Below are 16,061 nucleotides of genomic sequence, written 5' to 3' on the forward strand. Positions count from 1 at the left end.
GTTACTCTGGTGTTTCTTCTTTTGGTTTATCGAAATCAGCTTTACATTTTAACCCATCTTCGGTCATTATCCACTCTTTATAAATTCCATTTTGGATTTCGTTTGAGTTGCAATTGTAACTGTTGAAGTACAAATAATTGTAGATGTTATCGTTTAGCATTAATCGTGTACCTATAGGAACTTTTAACGTTAAATGCACTTCTTGATTTCTCCAATTGCTGTTATTTTTTAAGGTAAGTCTGGGAGGAAACGTTAAGGTATAGCCCTTTTGGGTAAATTTGTAATCTATATTCTTTGCATTTTGCAAGGCGATGTTAAATGTCTTTCCTTGCGATTCAACATTTTGAATAAGTACTGGATATCCGTTGTCGCTTTTTTCGATACGAATATGCACATTACGTGGCACTCTGAATGGATAATCGTCTGAATCATCTACAATAACACGATTTTGAAACCCTTCTAAGCGATAATTAGCACTATCTTCTTTAGTAAACACCATGCCCTCGCCAGCATCAATTACATAGGTTTTAAAAGGCAGTAGTGGTGTAGATTGTGTTAATTCTGCATGCTCTTTAAACTCTGAAGAAATTTTAGCTGCATAGTAAACGCCTATCGAAACACCGCCTAGCCAAATAATAAGTAAGCCGAACGATAAAGTTTTATTGATGGCAGTCTTATTAAAGGCCACCCGAATAGCAAACAAGACCAAAGCCAAAATCGGAATAAACAGGATAATAAAGGCCGCAAAAGCAAGTGTTACTCTGTAACTCTCATTAATAACCGAAAGTGGGAAATATTGATAGGCTTCAGTGTCCCAAAAGCCTAAAAATGCAGCCAAGCACATCACTAAGCCAATTAATATCGCAAACCCAAATACGACCATAATCGCAGCAATTGTTTTAGAAAGTCCCCTTCCCAACGCATTTAACGCCCGGCCAATTGCCCCTGTAATCTCGGTTACAAAATTACCAGAATGCTTAGCCATCGGATTAGATTGCATTTTTTCTTTAAATGCAGCAAGCTCTTCTTCGAAGCTTCTTTTGTAACCAAACAAATTGGTCGACTCGCCTTTCATTTCCATTTTTTCTGAGCGTGTTATTGCTCTAGGAATGGCGATCCACAAAATCAGATAAGCTAAAATTCCAGCACCGCCTAAAAACACAGTGGCCAATGCAATTATTCTAACCCAACGCGATTCGATGTTTAAATAGTGACCCAATCCTGCGCAAACCCCAGCGAGCATGGCATCGTCTGTATCACGGAATAACTTTTTATCCCCAATAAATGCTGAAACAGGTTCAGCAACTTGCTCATCTTCTTCCATTTGAAAATCTTGAACTCTCCCCATTTGGGCAATTACACTTTCTACATCAACTAACGTAATCACCTTAACTTGACCAGCTTGAAGAATTTCGCTAAACATCTCTGCTATTCTATTTTCGATATCGGTTACGATCTCGAAATCGTCGGCATTTTTAGCAAAATGTTGCTTAATCTCATTTAAATAGGCAGTTAAAATTTCATACCCGTCTTCTTCAATGTGGATGATCGTATTTCCTATATTTATTATTATTGTTTTCTTCATGACGTGTTAAATTAGTTTTGAGGAGTTGATGATTTAGGTACACCATTTTGTGAAGTGGTAATGGCATAGGCCAATTCTTCCCAAGTGCCGTCTAGTTGTTTTAAAATCTGACTGCCTTCAGGCGTAAGTACATAGTATTTGCGCGGTGGACCAGAGGTAGATTCTACCCAGTTGTAAGCCAACAATCCGTTATTTTTTAAACGAGTGAGCAAAGGATATAAGGTTCCTTCTACAACAAGAAGTTTTGCTTGCTTTAATTCGGCGATAATATCTGAGGCGTAAATCTCACCCCGCGATATAATTAAAAGCACACAATATTCGAGTATGCCTTTTCGCATTTGTGTTTGCGTATTTTCTGCTATCATAATACAAAGATATATGTTTCATATAGTATTATGCAATACACAGTACTATAAATAATTTACAAAATAATGTAACTAATTGATTATCAGTTATAATAATTTTTACTCAAAGTAAATTCTTAACAACATCGGCATATAAAACACCTAATTTTTACGCCTTTCTATGTACTATGTAGCTATGTGGTAAAAAATACACCCTGTATATATTTCTTTACACAAAAAAATTAGGTGTAAAAGAAAATCAAAAAATGCCATTCCTAAAAACTCTTTTTTAATTTAAAAGAAACCAAAAACAAAGAAATTCTTGGATTTTCAACCAACTGTTAATCATTGGCTTAAGTTTTGCTATATTTTTTACATCAAAATCATCTACCTATGATTCTTAAATTACAAAGCATTTTCTTTCCATATGCCAGGCATCGGGAAGCCAAACAACCAAAACTTGTATCTAAACAAGATAAAATTAATGCCGATCGTTTAGTGATGCTTGTACTTTTTGCGCTGACTATAGCGAGTGCAATTATTTTATCATGATTAAAGTAAGAGGGTATCTATTCGATGCGCTTGCACCATTTCTAAACTTGGCGACCAGTTATAAATGGTAAAATGCCCATCTTGAGAAGCTACTAAAGCTTGTGCATCAGGTTGATCGTATACAAATTGTGCGGCAGAAAGATGCCGAGTTCCACCAATTTTTGCTGGATGCACCACAATAGGGTCGCCCCCACTTATGGGCTCTGAAAAAGAAATTTCCTGAATATGTGCACTACTGTTTGCTCTACCAGTTTTCGTTCCAAAAGCTAGTAATTCATATTTATCATTAATAATAGTAGCTCCATCAATTGCAGTAAGCCCTGCTAAATGGTCTACTTCTCGTTTTAAGGCACTTTGCCAAAATATTTCACTCGCATCAGGCCTGTTTTTACTTGCTAAATCAGCCAAGCCTTTATATTCAGGTTCGAGCGCGTAGCTGATTGGCTGTATAATCGATTGCTTCCAAGTTTCAGATTGATGAGGAACTAATAACACGGCCCCACCTCTCCCGTGCCCGCGCATAGACACAGCTAATTGAATTAATATATTTGCCGAATCATTCCAATACGAATGAGCGGTTAAATCTAGCAACGAGAGCAACATTGGCGGACAATCAGGATTTCCAGCACTTTTCTCCTCGACAATTTTAATCTGATCGCCTTTTAATACTGCAACATTTGTATATTTCCCAAAACCATAGATTCTACGATGCTTAATTACCAATAAACCGGGTTCTGATACATCAACCACAAAACAATAATTTGGAATGTTTAAAGTTGTTCCCCAAATGTGAAGATTATATCCATCGTGCCAAACGCCAATATGTATTCCAGCTCCCTCAACTCCTGGAGCCAGCTTTGTTAACACATCAGGATTTAATTTTAAACGCTGATTAAATATCATAGGTTTACCCGCCTGTTCGGGTGGTAAAAAGGCAATTGATATTTTTGGCGAATGCCCTTCTTCTTTACGCAAGCTCGACCAAAATGCAGCATCTAAAATGGCTTCAATTACTCTTGCAGGAGGTTGAGGAGCCAAATCAACCTCACCCTTTGCATTTGCTTCTGCTAAGTGCTTCGCGAAATGCGCTTCTACTTTCGATGCCACCAGCTTTGCTGCTTGGTAAGTTGCTCTATTCACCATAACACTAAGTTAAGCGAATACTTCTTATCCTACATCAATGCACAGTAATTTTTTGTACCCTAAATTTGTATTCATAAATACGAAACACATGGCACAAACAGTATTGCATAAAGCCAATACCCGAGGGGTAGCAGATCATGGCTGGTTAAAAAGTTATCAAAGTTTCAGCTTTGCTGGATATTATAATCCCGACAGAATAAATTTTGGTGCGCTAAGAGTCTTAAACGACGACATCGTAACTGGTGGAATGGGGTTTGGAGAACATCCGCACGATAACATGGAGATTATTTCGATTCCTTTAGAAGGCGAGTTACAACATAAAGATAGCATGGGAAATGTGGCTACCATTAAAGCTGGCGAAATTCAAGTAATGAGTGCGGGAACTGGAATTTATCATTCTGAATACAATTCTGATCCAACAAATCCAGCTAAATTTTTGCAAATCTGGCTTTTCCCTAATCAGCGAAATGTGAAACCTCGATACGACCAAATTTTACTAGACAATAACAACGAAAGAAATGAATTTGTTCAAATCTTATCTCCAAATCAGGAGGATGCAGGGGTGTGGATTTATCAAAATGCATGGTTTAACCTAGGTCGCTTTGATAAAGATAACCATAGAACTTATAGCCTGCATCAAAAAGGAAATGGCGTATATTTCTTTGTACTTAGTGGCAAAATCCAAGTTAATGGTCAAATTTTAGACACAAGAGATGGGTTAGGCATATGGGAAACCGATACTGTTGAAGTAAAAGCAACAGAAGATGCTGAGTTTTTAATGATGGAAGTGCCAATGGAATTTTAGAATGGTAATCGATATCTTAATCGTTGGGACAAACCAACCCATAATGGAAACCATAGAAAGGTTAATTAACAAAGAGGGCATTTGGAAAGCAACCATTGCCCTTTCTGATGATGAAGCTTTGGCCTACATGGCTAGAAAAGATTTTAAACTGGTTTTGCTTTGTGCCGGACTAGCGGAGGAACTGTTGCTAAAAGAGAAATTAATTCGATTAAAGCCTAATCTCCCCGTAGTTAGCCATTATGGTGGTGGAAGTGGATTATTATTTACAGAGATTCATCAAGCCTTAGCCTTAAGTTAAGGAAATTCGAGCGTATACCGTTTTACCTTTTGGTATAGTTCATCGGGCAAAAAAGGCTTTACAATTACATCATTAATATGGGCCTCATTAATTTTAACTTCAATATCTTTTCTAAGGTTTGCCGTTAAAGCAATGATGGGAATACTTACATTCATCTCTCTTAATTTCTGAGAGGCCTCGTAACCATCCATTATGGGCATGTGTAAATCCATTAAAATTAATCGATGTCGTTTTACATCAAACTTATTAATGGCTTCCATGCCGTTCTCTGCAACATCTACCTCTGCACCCCAATTTTCCAGAAAACTGCGTGCAACCATCACATTAATAGTGTTATCTTCGACCAATAAAATCGAAACCCCCGTAAAGGGTTTCTCTTCTTCTTTGGTTAAACTGCTTTGTACCGTAACTGGATCTAAATTGTTGGTTGTTTTTTTAAAGTGTTGAATAAAGTGAAAGTTCGAACCTTTATTTTCTTCGCTTGTAACGTTTAACGTAGAGCCCTGCAAATCTAAAATCCGTTTCGATATGGCCAAACCTAGTCCTGTTCCTCCAAAACTTCTCGAGGTTGATGAATCGGCTTGTGTAAAGCGATCAAAAATAATCGATTGTTTTTCTTGTGAAATACCAATTCCGGTATCCTTAATTTCAAATTTCACAGACAATTCGCTATCGGTCTCACTAATAACAATCAGGTTCACCTCCACACTGCCCACATTCGTAAATTTAATTGCATTATGCACTAAATTAGTTAATACTTGAAATATGCGTGTAGGATCGCCAATAACTTTATTTTTCAAAGCGGGATCTATATTCAATTTTAACTCAATTCCTTTTTCCTGGGCAAAATTCTGCAAGCCCGCAACAATATTTCTAGCTATGGCCACCACATCAATTTCAGTATAATCGAGTTCTATCTTGCCGGCTTCAATTTTATTATAATCTAAGATATCGTTAACAATACCCAATAAATTATTGGCTGAAAACAACATGATAGCTAAGTGTTCGGCCTGATCTTTACGAGGATTATTTTTCAATAACAAATGGCTCATACCGATAACTGAATTAAGCGGAGTTCTAATCTCGTGGCTCATGGTGCTCAAAAACTCGCTCTTGGCCACCAATCCTTGTTCTGCCTGTGATTTTGCTCTTTTCAATTCGAACGATACGCGATGTGATAAAATAAGGGATTGCAAAAAGAAGAAAGCCACATAACCCCAGAAACTAAATAATTGTAGCACAGGAATAATCCCCCAATAGTTTAAAAGTGCCAATCCAAAAGCAAACATTAATGTTGCCGAGCTTATTAAAGCATACATCGAACCAGGCCTTTTTCTTTTATAGGCAAGGCCATAAATGTAAAGCGTATACACAATGCAAAAAACAGTAACTACCAAAAAAGGGTCGATTAATTGGCTAAAATAATAAGGGGGAATTAATAAAGTAGCTACACTAAATAGCAAACAAATTAAAGAAACGATATCAATAATTAATTTGTTTACATCCTCGGGATACAAGTAGCGTGTATATTGTCCGAACAGGCCAATGGCAGAAAACAAGCTAAGATACTCTAAATGAACCATAATTTCCCAGCTCGCATTTGGCAAAATGGTATGGAGTACATAATTGCTGGTTCCCATTATTCGATAGCAATAAACAATCGAATACAAAGAAAATAATAAAATTGCCTTATCTCTGCTTCCCAAAAGGTATAAACCTAAGAAGAAAAGTCCGCCCATAAACAAGCAGCCTGTTAACAACAAATCTATTGCTTCTACCCTTCTGCGCTCTAATAAGATGGTGCTCGATTTTCCAACAATGATAGGATCTTTAATACCCCCTTTACTATGTACAAAATTTGCGATTTGCAAAACGAGCTGAGCCGTATCGATTCCGGTAGGAATATCAAAAGCTTGATATTGCCAATGCGGTTTAAAATCTTTTGGGTTAGTTGCAACTTGGCCATTTTGTGCCACTAATTTCCCGTTTAAAAACAAGCTATAAGCACAATACACATCTGGCATTGCAATACGTAAACTACCTTTTTCTTTGGGTAGAAGAAGTTTGAGCTCATACGTAGCATAGCCAAATGCAGGTAATTTTTTTCCATTTATGGATAAATCATTCCATTTTACAGGAAAAGAAACCAGTATTCCCGTGGTTGTATCTTTAGGAATAATTAATTTTTGCCAATAAAACCTCCATTCACCGTTGAGCGAAATAGATTGATCTATGGTTTGATTACGAAGATCTAAAACCCCATTTTTAGCCAATGGCACAGTATCTTTAGAAAAAACACTACCTACACAAATGAAAATTAATAAAAAAGTGTAGCTAACAATTCTAAATTTCATGGGGCAAAAAAACACCTATTTTAATGGAATGTTAAAATTAGGTATTTTCTAGTAAATTATATTTATTTATAAATAGCTGCTAGTTTTAATGCATTATAAGCATTTACAACCCCACCTGTGACACAAATTTCGGAAAATGGCACGCTAACAGGCTCTTTTCCTTTTAAATACGTTATATTGTGATTAACCTTTACTACAGATTTTAAAATAATATCTTTTACCTGTACCGCTGTTAACTTAGGGTAGTATGAACGGATTAAGGCGGCCAATCCTGCTACAACAGGTGAAGCCATACTCGTACCGTCTTCTTCCTTATACGTGTTTTCAGTGGTGGTCGATTTTATCTTTACGCCTGGGGCGAAAACATCAACGGCGGTTTTCCCAAAATTAGAGAAACTTCCTTTCAGCGTTTCATCATCTACAAAGCCTGAGGCCCCTACAGTCAAAAATGAGCTCGCTACTTCTCCATTTAAATATTTTCTGTTCGGGAAATTAGGCTCGATATCGATATTTTTATTTTCGTTCCCAGCCGCCTGAACTAGCAATACATCTTTACTTACCGCATACTTAACCGCATCGTCTACTACCGATTTATCCCAAGAATACGACTTACCAAAGCTCATATTTATTACCTTTGCGCCATTATCTGCCGCATAACGAATGGCATTGGCTACATCTTTATCGCGCTCATCACCGTTTGGTGTATTTCGAACACCCATAATCAGTACATTATCGGCAACGCCCATAATTCCTAAGGTATTGCTGCGGTCGGCTCCAATAATACCCGCCACATGCGAACCATGCAAAGCATCTGGTCCTTTTATGTCATTATTTCCATAGAAACGCTCTTTGCTATTATTGGGATCGTCGCCAACGATAGCCCGTGGATCGTAATCTACGTTATAGTTATAATTAACTTGATCACCAAAGTATTTTAAGCCTTCAATAATCTGGTCTTCGTAAAACGTTTTAAAATCTGTTTCCTTTAGAACCTCGAGCAGAGTAGCTCTTATTGCAACTTCTCTTTCTCCTTGCGGTTTAAAGTCCTCCCAATCCTTAATGCTTGGATTCTCCTTTCCTAACTTTTTCACAACAGGGTCTAAAGCCATTTTAAATCCAGTAATACTTGCCAAATTACTTCTCGCCTCACTTAAACCTTCTTCAAGTTTTGTTCTGTTCCGAATAAAAGCATAAAAATCGGCCGTATCCTTTGTCGGCACAGTTCCAGCTGTTAAACCGGCAAAACGAGCTTGGTCTCTTCTTACCAAACGGGTTAGTTCTAAGGTTTCGTGTTCTATTGAACCTGTTTTTCCACCTAAAAAATTCCAACCGTGAATATCGTCTGTATAACCATTCTTATCATCGTCGATGTCATTTCCTACAATTTCCTTTTTATTTGTCCAAATAATCCGTTTTAGATCTTCATGATTTAAATCTACTCCACCATCTAAAACCGCTACGATTACCGGAGACGACTTTTTCCCTTTCAGTAATTCCTTGTACGCCTTTTCGGTGCTGATACCAAAAGTGGTGTCTGTTTTAAGATCTAAATTCTGCCAATTGGGCTTTTGGGCGACTGAAAAAAATGGGAGTGCGCACAATAAGAGAAATGCGCCTATCTTCTTAGTAATGTTCATACAAATTAGTTTTCGGTCACAATAATACCATAAGTTGTTAACAATCCAACTAAACCATGAGTAGAAAATTTAGCTTTCCGAAGTAAATTTCGTTCTGGATCGATGGTAAAGTTAAAAGAGGTAGCAAAATTTGCGCTATTTAGCATGCTGTTCATAAATACAGCGTTGCTAAGGTCGCAACGGTCAAAAATAGATTCTGTTAAATCAGCTTCCGAAAAATCAGTTCCTTTTAACGAGCAATTCTCGAAGCGGCATTTTCGATTTTTCTTTTTCATAAAAGCCGCGTAATCCAAGATGCAGTTAGAAAAATTAACATGGAATAAAAAATCTTTAACTGTAGAGAAATCTGACCCTACCATTTTGCAACCAACGAAATGCACGTTATCTAAACCTACATATCCAAATTTGATCATGCTAAAATTACAATCTTCGAAAGTAGTATTGGCAAAGTTGCAACTTGAAAAATTAATTCCTGTAAAATCGTAATTCTTAAAGTTGCAGCCTTCAAATTGAGTGTCCTTTGTCCCCTTTAGGGGGAATATAGATTTTTCAAATATTTGGTTAACGTAGTATATGCTTTCTTCGGCCTGCATGGTTTTAATTAAGAGACGAAAATAATTAAAAACAGGGTATTATGCCAAAAGCCTTTTTATTCTATTCTCGATATCATCTAGATCAAATGGTTTACTAATGTAATCATCTGGGGTAGCCATTTCGCTCATTTGCTTACTTCTAACGTTGGCCGACATCACAATCACAGGGATATGCTTAGTGAACATATCATTTTTTAAATCGTGACAAATCTCAATTCCATTTCCATCGGGCAACATTACATCCAAAATAAAAAGATCGGGAATAGAATCCTTTAACTTCTTTTTCATTTCTTTAAATGTTGAAGAGAGCTGCAAATCGTAACCTTCGTCTTTCAATAAAAATTCGATGATATAGCCTATATCTTTATCATCCTCTAAAATGTGTATACGTTTCTTCATATTTATATGAAACAATTAAATTGGAGAATTGTTTTAAACATACGAAAATTTAAATTTAAAAATTTCGCAAGTTTCGGCTAAAGCCATAGGCACATAAGATAAGTAATACTGTTATCCCAATCCAAAGCGGATGATATCCAAATTTCCTTGCTAAATAAAACCCGCTAATAGGACCAATTATTTGTGCGGCAGACCATGCCACAGTATTGCCCGCAGCGTATTGCCCACGATTAAATTCATTGCTTCGTTTAATTACTATGGTATTCATAAAAGGAATAGAAAGCATCTCGCCAAAGCTGAAGCAGATAATGCTAATTAATGCTACTACCACTGGCATAAATTTAGGAATCATTAAACAGGCAAAAGAAAATCCCACCACAAGAACCCCTGCAACGATGTAAAATGTAAACGATTTTTTATTTTCTATCTTACTGATCATTACCATTTCAAATAAAGCTATAATTACCCCATTTACACCTAAAATTAAACCGATTAAGGCTTCATTTAAATGCCAAACCTGTTTAAAGAAAACCGGTGCAACCCTAAACATCAAAAAGAAACAGGTGGCAAATAGCACGGTAAGTAGCAAAAATTTTATATATGAAAAATCTTGCCAAGGCTTGCGTACCACTAGGCCTTCTGCTTTCTCCTTAATTGTTTTTCGAAATCCTTTAATAGCGGGTAAAAGCATATAGATTGCGATTCCTACTCCAATACTTACCACCCCATCTACGAGAAATAAAAGTTTATAATTATACGCAGCAATAATGCCTCCCATGCTTATCCCAAATGCCCAGCCTACATTAGTAGCTAAACGGTTTAGCGAATACGAACGGGTTTCCATTCCTGGTGATGCATAGGCTGCAATAGCGGTAAAATTGGCTGGACGGAAAGCATCATAAAAGAAACTAATTAATAAGGAAAGTCCACACAAAACCATAAAATCATTTAGCAATGAAAATCCTAAAAAAAAAGCACCTCCAATAATAGATGAAAAAATTTGAACCGGTCTAAATCCAAACACATCGGTTAACTTGCCACCAACTGCAGCTCCCAAGATGGAGCCTATCCCAAAACACAACATAATAATACCCGCATCGCGATTAGAGCGATGGAGCGATTCGGTAACATAAAGCCCCATAAAAGGAACAGCCATGTACCCACATCGATTAATAAAAATAACAATACTTAAGAGCCAGGTTTCCCTGCTTAGCCCAGAAAACGAAGTCTTATAGGTACTAAAAATTTGTTGGAACATTTGGTTCGACTTGCAAAGCAAAAATAAGGATTCCTATCCATAATTTCTGTATTTTTGAGTTCTCCAAAAAACAAAAGCAAACCCCTAACATCGTATGTCTACAGAAATAAAATGCCCTAATTGCAACCATACCTTTCCAATAGAAGAAGTGATGGCCGAAGAATATAAACAGGATTTAAGAGAAAAGATGGTTTCTTTTACCAAACAAAAAGAGGAAGAATTTCAAAAAAAGGCCGCCGAATTCGAACAGCAAAAAAAACAACAAGAATTAGCGTTTGAACAGAAATTGGCCCAAGAAAAAGCTGCACTTCAGGCCTCTGTAGCGGAGAATCTACGTAAAACAATTAGTGCCGATTTCGAGAACAAATTAAAAATGCTAGATGATGCCAACAAAGAAAACGAAGAGAAATTAAGGCTGGCTAGAAGCAAAGAAATCGAGTTTTTAAAGAAGGAACAAGAAATTAAAACACGAGAAGCTGAACTCGAATTAGTGATGCAAAAAAAGCTAAACGAAGAACGAGAAAAAATGACTGTCGACATTAGGAGCATCGAAAATCAGCGACTACAGCAAGCTGAATTAGACTTTAAAATGAAATTGGCAGAAAAAGATAAACAATTAGACGATCAGAAAAAACTTGCCGAAGAAATGAAACGTAAAGCCGAGCAAGGTTCGATGCAGCTGCAAGGCGAAGTTCAGGAATTAATTTTGGAAGAACTGTTACGCAATACGTTCCCGTTCGATTTAATTGAGGAAGTTGGAAAAGGTGTTCGAGGCGCCGATTGTGTGCACATTGTTCGCAATCAGTTTGGGCAGGAATGTGGCAAGATTATCTACGAGAGCAAACGCACCAAAGATTTTTCGATGGAGTGGATCGAGAAATTAAAAAAAGACATGCGCGGTATTGGTGTAGATGTGGCTGTAATTGTAACACAATGTTATCCTAAAGGAATGGATTGTTTTGGTGAGCGAGATGGGGTTTGGATTTGCTCTTTCGACGAGGTTAAAGCTGTTTCTTATATCTTAAGAGATGGCATTGTGAAATTATTTGGTGCTGCTAAATCGCAAGAAAATAAAGGCGACAAAATGCACATGCTATACGATTATCTTAATGGAAATGAATTTTCTGAACAGTGGAAGGCCATTCGCGAAGGTTTTATGAGCATGAAACTTTCTATCCAGCGCGAGCGTGATGCTATGGAGCGTTTATGGAAAAGCAGAGAGAAACAATTAGAAAAAGTATTACTAAATGCGGCCCATATTCGTGGTTCTATTGAAGGCATTTCTGGGAACGATAATATTCAGCTGAGTTTAGGCGAAGAGGATGGGGATTTGTTATTGGAGTAAGTTTTTCACCATCCAGATATCGCACCCAAAATGGCCTGAATTGCCTAAAGCGCTGCATTGACGAGCAAAACCCATTTTTTCGTACATGCTAACGGCCTTACTGAGTTCGGGCATAGATTCTAAGTAGATGTTTTCGTAGCCTAAATCTAAAGCCTTTTCGAAACATTTATCGATTAGTGCTTTACCCAACCCTTTGCCACGCGCTTCCGGATACAAATAAAGCTTCACCAATTCGCAGGTTCCACTTGGCAGGCCTTCGGTCGGAAAAATTCCACCACCACCAATCACCCTACCTCCTTCTTCAACTACCCAATACGCAGAATTAGGATTTTCGAACACCGTGGCTAAATGATCAGTACTCTCATCGAAATAAGCCGTACCTGGCTTGTTTGCTTTAAACTCGGTTAATACGGCTTTGATGAGTATGCCTAAGGCGGCATTATCGGATGGCTTTATAGGGCGTATACTCATCCAACTACCCCTCCCATTAATGGATCACTTATAGAATCTTCACCAGTTTCTACATGTCCGGCATACTGTTGCTCAAAATCATTCAATCCGCTAATCGAAACTTTAAAATCGTACCACCCCCTACTTTTCTGTAAGTTTAACGTAACTATTTTGCGGCTTTTAGCCTGCACTTTAACCACTTTGTTATTCGCTTGATAAGGATCTTCTTTAATTAACACTTCCTGCGCTTTATCTTCATGGTTTTCTATGATCAATTGCAGATTTCCTGTCAATTTTCTTAGTAATCCACTTTGTTCGTAAACACAACTGATACGTACTTCTAAATCACTTTTAGAACCGCTAAACGACCTGAAAAAACCATTTGGACCATTCACACACAAAGAATAAACCTCATTTTTAAAGTCAGAAATAGCCCATTCTGCTTCAAGTTCATCAGCAGCCCCAACGGCGAATGCCCAGGTCTTCCCTGCTTCATTTTTATAATTAGTTTTTGTATACACGTTAAAAGCAGAACCCAATTTTTGCGCTGAAAAATTCAACCGTACTGCATTTTTATCAGGAGTTAACATGCTATCAACCGTTAATTGATAAGGCAAAGCGCAAGCTAACCGCGTTCCACGCTCTTGCACAGGCGCAAATTCGGAAGATTTTAAATCAAAAGGTAAATACGCATTTATTTTGGTAATTTCTTCCTTAGAGAGCGGTTTTGGAACCACTTGTGCTGGCTTAGACTTCGCATTCTGAATGTTTGCGATCACTTTCTCCTTTTTAAGTCTGTCCGGAACATTTAGGCTCTCGCCCATAGCAGGTCGAAAAGCAGAAGTTAAATCTCCACAAATGGCCCTTCTCCACGGACTAATTACATCACTTTTAATTTCTTTTCCAGTTTTCTTGCTTAAAAACTTCTCTAAAAACATTAGCGACGAGGTATGATCGAACACCTGAGAATTTACATACCCACCTTTGCTCCAAGGCGAAGCAATTAACATAGGTACACGGTAGCCCAATCCTATCGGACTATCTTTTTTATATTCATAATCAGCCCACGCCGTTAAGCCATTGCTAACTTTCCCAGTCGATGGGTCGTCTGGCTTAGGCGCTACAAATGGGGGTAAATGATCAAAATAGCCATCATTTTCATCATAAGTGAGAATAAAAATCGTTTTCTTCCAAACTTCTGGATTTTTGGTTAAAATATCTATTGCTTCAGAAACGTACCAAGTTCCATATAAAGGAGAGCTGGTATGGTCTGAAAAGCGTTGAGGGGCCACTAACCAAGAAACAGTAGGCAATTTTCCACCATCCACATCGTTGCGAAAAGTTTCGAAAATATCTTCTTTCGGGATGGATAAGGTTTCTTGTTTGCCCTGGTCGTTCGTAAACGTATGAGGCGCAAGCTTTAAATAATCGGGATTATGAATATTGCTAGAAAATGCTTTATCTATTAAATTTTTCTCGCGTTGCGAAAGTTGATTATATTTTATTAAAACTTCTTCCGCGCTTAGGGCGGGGCGACTGGTTTGATCGCCATTTTTACGGAAATAGGCCGAAAGCTTAACCCGGTGGCGCTTTACATATTCTAAAGGATTATCTCCATAATTCCCTAACCAATCGTCTACTTCACCTTCTGGTAAATTGGCCGTCCAAATTTCATTTTGATACACTTTCCACGACACCCCGTTGTCTTCTAAAATCTCTGGGAAAGTTTGCCAGTCTACGAAAACATTATCATGCGATTCGGCTTGCGAATTATTTACTACTGGTACTGAATTTGCATTTTGCTCTGGCCGAATGGTACCTGTCCAAAAAAATAAGCGGTTTGGCGTAGTTCCCGTTAGCGAAGAACAAAAATTATGGTCACAAACGGTAAATGCATCAGCCATTGCATAATAAAATGGAATATCTTCTCGCTTATAATAACCTAAAGTCATTAACGACTTAACCGGCACCCATTTATCATATTTTCCTTTATTTCGCGCAGCAACTTGATCAGACCACGAATGGGGCAAACCACCCTGCCAAGTAATTTTTGTCTTATTAATATCGACATGAAATGGAGCATAGGTACTTCCTTTTTCATCGTCTTGCAACCATACTTTATTCTGGTTAGGCAATGTTTTAGCTCTAGGATCATTAAAGCCTCTAACGCCACGCATGGTGCCGAACATGTGATCGAAAGATCGATTTTCCTGCATCAAGAAAACAATATGCTCAGCATCGTAAAACGTACTTCCAGGGTCGGCGCTAATGGCCATCGCCTTTTGAATCGACATCGGAATTACATTCGGGAACGCAAAAGCTCCAGATAATAGCGTTGCTTTTTTAATAAAATCTCTTCTTGATTCCATAGATAAGGTTTTAGATTTGACCACTTTTTATACACATTGCTAAATAGTTGTCAAAGCTCAGAAACAGGTTACTTCCCAACTACGCTGCCATTCGCCATGAGGTTCAAGTACAATTATACCCTCTTTGTCTTTTAACTGTTGGTTATGATTTATTGAATCGGCTATTCCACACCAGGGTTCTAAACAGATAAATTCTGCATCTTTTGCCGCCCAAATGCCGAAGTAAGGAAAATTTTCGAACTTAAAATTAATACCATTATAGTTTTTTGTATTCATCAATGAAATACTGTTACTTTTCAGGTTTTTAATTACCAAAGCATCATTATAGAAGAGCTGGTGCTTCAAGAATAATTTTTTATCATCCAAATTTAATGTTATGGTCTTGTCAGATATTAAATTATCTTCTATTTCATGGTAAGTAAGCTTATCATCTGCATTAAATTGCAAATAATAATCGGTGTACTTACCTTGCCTATTTAATGGTGCGGCAAAAGCTGGATGGCCGCCTATTGAAAACAAGAGTTCTTTAGGGCTAGGATTTGAAATTTCATACGTGCAACAAACGGTGGCTTTGGTAAGCTTATACCGGAGGCCTAATTTAAACTCGAAAGGATAATCTTTTAGGGTTTCTGGTGTAGACTTAAGTATAAATAGAATTTCTAAATCCGAAATTTTTTCTACTTCAAAATCCATATCTCTTGCAAAACCATGTCTTGGAAGAACATACGTTTCGCCTTCGAATTGGTACGAATTTTCTTTTAACGCACCAATAATTGGAAATAACACCGGACTAAACTTTGGCCAATGTTTCGCATCTCCACTCCATAAGTACTCTGTTTCACTATCTATACCAGTAATGTGTTGCAATTCTGCACCCTTTGAGGAAAATGAAACCCTTAAATGTTCGTTTTCGATGTAAATGTCCATTA

General features: G+C 37.5%; 15 protein-coding genes. 4 read left to right on the forward strand and 11 right to left on the reverse strand.

Annotation, left to right across the window (positions count from 1 at the left end):
* Window position 1 precedes the first annotated feature (1 nt).
* Both WG904_RS09655 and WG904_RS09660 read right to left on the reverse strand, forming a co-directional pair.
* Window positions 2-1,585, reverse strand: coding sequence for a PspC domain-containing protein (locus WG904_RS09655; RefSeq protein WP_339579097.1), 1,584 nt, complete (start codon window positions 1,583-1,585; stop codon window positions 2-4).
* Between the two features lie 11 nt (window positions 1,586-1,596).
* Window positions 1,597-1,950: a PadR family transcriptional regulator gene (locus WG904_RS09660; protein ID WP_339579098.1), complete on the reverse strand. Its 354-nt coding sequence runs from the start codon at window positions 1,948-1,950 to the stop codon at window positions 1,597-1,599.
* A gap of 372 nt (window positions 1,951-2,322) precedes the next feature.
* On the opposite strand from WG904_RS09660, the gene WG904_RS09665 reads away from it, so the two are divergent.
* A complete protein-coding gene (locus tag WG904_RS09665; RefSeq protein ID WP_339579099.1) occupies window positions 2,323-2,481 on the forward strand; it encodes a hypothetical protein in 159 nt (52 codons plus the stop codon).
* Here WG904_RS09665 and WG904_RS09670 read toward each other — a convergent pair whose 3' ends face one another.
* Entirely contained in the window at window positions 2,482-3,624 is a 1,143-nt protein-coding gene (locus WG904_RS09670; protein ID WP_339579100.1) for a putative sensor domain DACNV-containing protein, read from the reverse strand.
* An 88-nt stretch (window positions 3,625-3,712) separates the two neighbouring features.
* Between WG904_RS09670 and WG904_RS09675 the strand changes: the two genes are divergently transcribed.
* Both WG904_RS09675 and WG904_RS09680 read left to right on the forward strand, forming a co-directional pair.
* Window positions 3,713-4,429, forward strand: a complete 717-nt coding sequence (locus WG904_RS09675) for a pirin family protein (RefSeq protein WP_339579101.1) — start codon at window positions 3,713-3,715, stop codon at window positions 4,427-4,429.
* 43 nt (window positions 4,430-4,472) lie between these two features.
* Complete coding sequence (locus WG904_RS09680) at window positions 4,473-4,727, forward strand: hypothetical protein (protein ID WP_339579102.1); 255 nt, start codon at window positions 4,473-4,475, stop codon at window positions 4,725-4,727.
* Here the strand turns inward: WG904_RS09680 and WG904_RS09685 are convergent.
* The 5 genes from WG904_RS09685 to WG904_RS09705 all read right to left on the reverse strand — a co-directional run bounded on the left by WG904_RS09685 (window position 4,724) and on the right by WG904_RS09705 (window position 10,968).
* The gene (locus WG904_RS09685) at window positions 4,724-7,081 is read right to left on the reverse strand and encodes an ATP-binding protein (RefSeq protein WP_339579103.1); all 2,358 of its coding nucleotides are present in this window, start codon (window positions 7,079-7,081) and stop codon (window positions 4,724-4,726) included. The genes WG904_RS09680 and WG904_RS09685 overlap by 4 nt on opposite strands.
* Before the next feature lie 62 nt (window positions 7,082-7,143).
* Window positions 7,144-8,718 carry a S8 family peptidase gene (locus tag WG904_RS09690; RefSeq protein WP_339579104.1) on the reverse strand — a complete coding sequence of 525 codons (1,575 nt, stop codon included), beginning with the start codon at window positions 8,716-8,718 and terminating at the stop codon, window positions 7,144-7,146.
* Window positions 8,719-8,723: 5 nt separating this feature from the next.
* Window positions 8,724-9,311: a pentapeptide repeat-containing protein gene (locus tag WG904_RS09695; RefSeq protein WP_339579105.1), complete on the reverse strand. Its 588-nt coding sequence runs from the start codon at window positions 9,309-9,311 to the stop codon at window positions 8,724-8,726.
* 39 nt (window positions 9,312-9,350) lie between these two features.
* Window positions 9,351-9,710, reverse strand: coding sequence for a response regulator transcription factor (locus tag WG904_RS09700; RefSeq protein WP_339579106.1), 360 nt, complete (start codon window positions 9,708-9,710; stop codon window positions 9,351-9,353).
* A gap of 55 nt (window positions 9,711-9,765) precedes the next feature.
* Entirely contained in the window at window positions 9,766-10,968 is a 1,203-nt protein-coding gene (locus WG904_RS09705) for an MFS transporter (RefSeq protein ID WP_339579107.1), read from the reverse strand.
* Window positions 10,969-11,062: 94 nt separating this feature from the next.
* Here WG904_RS09705 and WG904_RS09710 point away from each other — a divergent pair, with 94 nt between their 5' ends.
* Window positions 11,063-12,313 carry a DUF2130 domain-containing protein gene (locus WG904_RS09710; RefSeq protein ID WP_339579108.1) on the forward strand — a complete coding sequence of 417 codons (1,251 nt, stop codon included), beginning with the start codon at window positions 11,063-11,065 and terminating at the stop codon, window positions 12,311-12,313.
* Here WG904_RS09710 and WG904_RS09715 read toward each other — a convergent pair.
* From WG904_RS09715 to WG904_RS09725, 3 genes are read right to left on the reverse strand one after another with little or no spacing between them, the layout of a single operon-like run.
* Window positions 12,302-12,784: a GNAT family N-acetyltransferase gene (locus tag WG904_RS09715; RefSeq protein ID WP_339579109.1), complete on the reverse strand. Its 483-nt coding sequence runs from the start codon at window positions 12,782-12,784 to the stop codon at window positions 12,302-12,304. The two genes, WG904_RS09710 and WG904_RS09715, sit on opposite strands and share 12 nt — an antisense overlap.
* Window positions 12,781-15,132 (reverse strand): phosphocholine-specific phospholipase C, encoded by a 2,352-nt coding sequence (locus WG904_RS09720; RefSeq protein WP_339579110.1) that lies wholly within the window; start codon window positions 15,130-15,132, stop codon window positions 12,781-12,783. The genes WG904_RS09715 and WG904_RS09720 overlap by 4 nt, the downstream gene beginning before the upstream one ends.
* Before the next feature lie 57 nt (window positions 15,133-15,189).
* Window positions 15,190-16,059 (reverse strand): aldose 1-epimerase family protein, encoded by an 870-nt coding sequence (locus WG904_RS09725; protein ID WP_339579111.1) that lies wholly within the window; start codon window positions 16,057-16,059, stop codon window positions 15,190-15,192.
* Between the last annotated feature and the right edge of the window lie 2 nt (window positions 16,060-16,061).

Origin of the sequence: Pedobacter anseongensis (assembly GCF_037482965.1) — a bacterium.
GTDB lineage: Bacteria > Bacteroidota > Bacteroidia > Sphingobacteriales > Sphingobacteriaceae > Pedobacter > Pedobacter anseongensis.